Source organism: Pseudoalteromonas sp. SWN166, assembly GCF_015864485.1.
Taxonomy (GTDB): domain Bacteria; phylum Pseudomonadota; class Gammaproteobacteria; order Enterobacterales; family Alteromonadaceae; genus Pseudoalteromonas.
The window spans coordinates 1-3,993 of sequence record NZ_JADYXB010000071.1 but is presented as its reverse complement, the minus strand read 5'-3'; the positions used below and the strand labels follow the sequence as shown (position 1 = coordinate 3,993).

Annotated in this window: 4 protein-coding genes; 3 read left to right on the top strand and 1 reads right to left on the bottom strand. The window is 39.8% G+C overall.

Annotated elements, in window-relative coordinates:
• Positions 1-134 precede the first annotated feature (134 nt).
• Positions 135-314, bottom strand: a complete 180-nt coding sequence (locus tag I6F49_RS19935; RefSeq protein ID WP_166421668.1) for a DUF6435 family protein — start codon at positions 312-314, stop codon at positions 135-137.
• A gap of 226 nt (positions 315-540) precedes the next feature.
• Between I6F49_RS19935 and I6F49_RS19930 the strand changes: the two genes are divergently transcribed.
• From I6F49_RS19930 to I6F49_RS19920, 3 genes are all read left to right on the top strand, one after another.
• Complete coding sequence (locus I6F49_RS19930; protein WP_197161073.1) at positions 541-1,584, top strand: flavin reductase family protein; 1,044 nt, start codon at positions 541-543, stop codon at positions 1,582-1,584.
• Entirely contained in the window at positions 1,581-2,633 is a 1,053-nt protein-coding gene (locus I6F49_RS19925) for a fatty acid desaturase family protein (RefSeq protein WP_197161070.1), read from the top strand. The genes I6F49_RS19930 and I6F49_RS19925 overlap by 4 nt, the downstream gene beginning before the upstream one ends.
• Positions 2,634-2,833: 200 nt before the next feature.
• Positions 2,834-3,835, top strand: coding sequence for a branched-chain amino acid aminotransferase (locus tag I6F49_RS19920; RefSeq protein ID WP_272941825.1), 1,002 nt, complete (start codon positions 2,834-2,836; stop codon positions 3,833-3,835).
• The last annotated feature ends 158 nt before the right edge of the window (positions 3,836-3,993 follow it).

Genomic DNA, 3,993 nt, shown 5'->3' with positions numbered 1-3,993 from the left:
GTAAGACCTTTACCAGCTTGAAGTTCAGCTAATGCTTTGTTGAAATCGAAAGATTGAGTCATGTGTCACTCCTGTTTTCTTAATAATACTGAAATGACACAGATTTCTAAACACTACCGTTTTGACATATGCATTTATTTAGCTTTTTTAGCCTCAAGAACTTCTATTTCACTCCAAATTTTTTCGGCTTCGGCGCTTAACATGGCGTAACTCTTAATATCGCCTTTACGCTGTGCTTGCATACCTTGTTCTAATTTTGCGTCGTACTCTTTGCGTAATTTTTTTGTTGGATCTGACTTAAATATCGAAAACATGGTGACTCTCTTAATTACTTTAATATATTTACTTAATCAGTATACATACGATGCAACGAAGAAAATCGATTCTTAAAAATATAAATTAGTTGGCACCTAAAAATTGAATAATTACTCTATTGGGGTTGAAAACTAAAAATTTCAGCGTACACTTGTGCGCTGAAGTTTGAGCGTACACGTGTAAGTTCAAACGTTAAGTATTTTACGATCCAAGAGATTAATAGTGATGATAATTAAAGTATTAAACCAATTTTCAAAATGGTTTTTACACCATCAAAGTTTTGCAGGCTACATAGAGCCAATAATGCAGGTGTTTAAACCTGCATGGCGTGCAGGGCAGTTTAGAGCGCAAGTAGTTAATACGACGGTGCTTGATGGCGGCTTTTTAAGTGTGCAACTTAAGCCAAGTAAACATTGGCAGGCACATACGTCAGGGCAGCATATAAGTTTAACGCTTGAAATTAATGGGCGATTATTAACACGCGTGTTTACCGTGGCCTCAAGCGCTCAACAATTTAAAAATACAGGTTTGGTGCGTTTACTAATCAAAACAAATGCGCAAGGGCGCTTTACAGGCTTACTCAGTAGCGCATTAAAGGCGGGTTTGTGGTGCAATATTTCTGCGCCAACCGGCGACTTTGTATTTAAAAACACGCATACACCGGCTACTTTTGTTGCGGGTGGGTCGGGTATAACACCTATGCTGGCTATGCTTGATGATTACTTAAGCCAAACTACTCAAAAAGTGTCGTTAGTGTATTACGCAAAAGCCACTGAGCATCAATGTGTTGATGAGCTGAGTAAGTTTGCGGCGCAATTTGAGCATTTTTCGTTTTTATTATTAACGCGTGAGCAATCAAGCGATATAACCAGCAATATTAAGCCGTGGGAAAACCCAGATATTTACTGCTGTGGCCCAGCGCAATTTATGCAAACGGTGAGCGATTTTGCTAAAACGCATAAGCTAAATTACTACCAAGAAGCCTTTGGTTTGGCGCTGCCTAGCTTAAACGACGACAGCCAATTTAATGTAAAAATTAACGCCAGTGCCCATGTTGTATCGGGCAACGATGTTTTACTACCTCAGTTTGAAGCAAAACAATTGCCGGTTAAACGTGGTTGCGGCATTGGTATTTGCCATCAATGCCAATGTATTAAAAAGTCAGGCGTGGTACGTAATTTAAAAACAGGTGAATTGAGTGACAACGGCGAGCAGTTAATACAACTTTGCGTAAGCCAACCTGTTAGTGATTTGGAGTTACAATTATGAAAAACATTAATTATGACATGCTCGCAAGCGAGCTAGATGCCATTAAAATGGACACCCTTGGCAAAGTAGGTCAACAAGATGCTGACTACATTCGCTCTGTTGTACGCAAACAGCGAATGTGTGAATGGAGCGGGCGAATTTTACTCATGCTTGGTTTTATTCAGCCCTTATTGTGGGTTGCAGGTGTATTGTTATTAGCGCTTGCTAAAATTTTAGACAATATGGAAATTGGCCACAATGTAATGCATGGTCAATACGATTGGATGAACGACAAGCAACTTAACTCACAGCATTATGAGTGGGACATAGCGTGCGACGGGCAAAGTTGGCACCGCGTTCATAATTTTGAACACCATACGTATACTAATATTATTGGTAAAGACAGAGACTTTGGTTATGGCTTGTTGCGTTTAAGCGATGATTTTAAATGGCGTTTTAAAAATGTATGGCAGTTTTTTACGTATATTAATTTAAGTGTGTTATTTCAGTGGGGCGTGTCGTATCACGAGTTGGCTGCAGAGCGTGTTTTTATTGGTAAAAAGAAAGAAAACCGCGAAGGGCTTGTATCACACTCTACATTAAAGCAGCGCTTTTTTAGTAAAGGCGCTCGCCAATTAATTAAAGATTATGCGATATTTCCGTTACTTGCAGGGCCTTTATTTTTATGGGTATTGGTCGGTAATTTAGTAGCTAACTTAATCCGTAATTTATGGACATCGACCATAATATTTTGTGGTCACTTTACTGAAGAAACGCAAACTTTTAAACAAGAAGACTGCGTAAACGAAACCCAAGGGCAGTGGTATTACCGCCAAGTGTTGGGTTCGTCTAATATTAAAGGGCCGCATTGGTTTCATGTTTTAACAGGGCATTTGAGCTGCCAAATAGAGCATCACTTATTTCCTGATATGCCGTCTTCGCGCTATCAAGAAGTTGCACCTCAAGTACAAGCCGTTTTGAAAAAACACGGCATTGATTACCATACAGGTAGTTTTTTTAAACAGTACACCTCGGTGTTAAAACGTATTATTAAATATTCGTTTAAATAAACATGTTTTAATTAACGAACGAAAAAATCGGTCTGTGTAATTACACTGACCGATTTTTTTGTTTATTGCACTCAATACGGTTGATTAGTAAACAGCACTTGCAAAAAATTCTCATAGTTAATTAAAAAAGCCTTACTTTAGCTATGGTTAAATAGCGTGTGATTGTCATACAATGGAGGAAAATAGACCACACAAGAGAGATTAAAATGGCCGCATTTGGTACCGTGTTTATGCCGCAGATGATTCAAGCTCGTTTTTCTGATAATAAATGGAGCGAAAGCTCAATTGTCCCTTCCGATAAACTTGAACTTCATGCTGGTGCGCACGTTCTTCATTATTCAAGTACATGTTTTGAAGGCTTAAAAGCCTTTCGCCATGAAGATGGTTCTGTTTATCTTTTTAGAATGGATGCAAACATTGCACGCATGCAACAAAGCTCAGCGCTATTAAGCTTACCGAGTTTTGACAGTGATATGCTAAAAACGATGATTATCGATATTATGCGTGAATACGCAGATGAAACGCCATTACCGCCGGGTTCTATGTATATTCGCCCAACACACATTGGTACTGAGGCGGCAATTGGTAAAGCAGCTGCGCCATCAATGAGCTCGCTTTTATACACGTTACTATCGCCAGTAGGTGATTACTTTGCAGGTGGTGCAACTGCACTACGCGTACTACTAGAAGAAGATGGTATGCGCTGCGCGCCGCACATGGGCATGGTAAAAAGTGGTGGTAACTACGCCAGTGCTCTAGCACCTATTAGCGCTGCACGTATAAAGTATCAAGCAGATCAAATTTTATTTTGCCCAGGTGGCGACGTACAAGAAACCGGTGCTGCTAACTTTATACTTATTGATGGCAACGAAATTATCACTAAAGCGCTTGATAGCACGTTTTTACACGGTGTAACGCGTAATAGTATTTTAACCATAGCCAAAGATTTAGGTATGACGGTAAGCGAGCGTAACTTTAGCGTTACTGAGCTACTAGAGCGTGCTGCTAAACCAGGTACTGAAGCGGCGCTTTCGGGCACTGCAGCTGTACTAACTGCTGTGGGTACGTTTATTCATAACGATAAAGAATATAAAGTAGGTACTGGTGAGCCAGGCCCAACTACAGCACGCCTGCGCCAAGCATTGAACGATATTCAATGGGGTAAAAGTGAAGACAAGCACGGCTGGTTAACTAAAATCTAATTGATTTTACCAGCTCGCATTAAAAAGCCACCGATTAGGTTAACACCGATCAGTTAAGGTATTTTTGATCGGTTGACCGATCTTTTGGTTGCTTCACAATACCCTTATCATCTTTTGATTATGAGGGTATTTTTATGCTTAGTCATTGGTTACTTGAT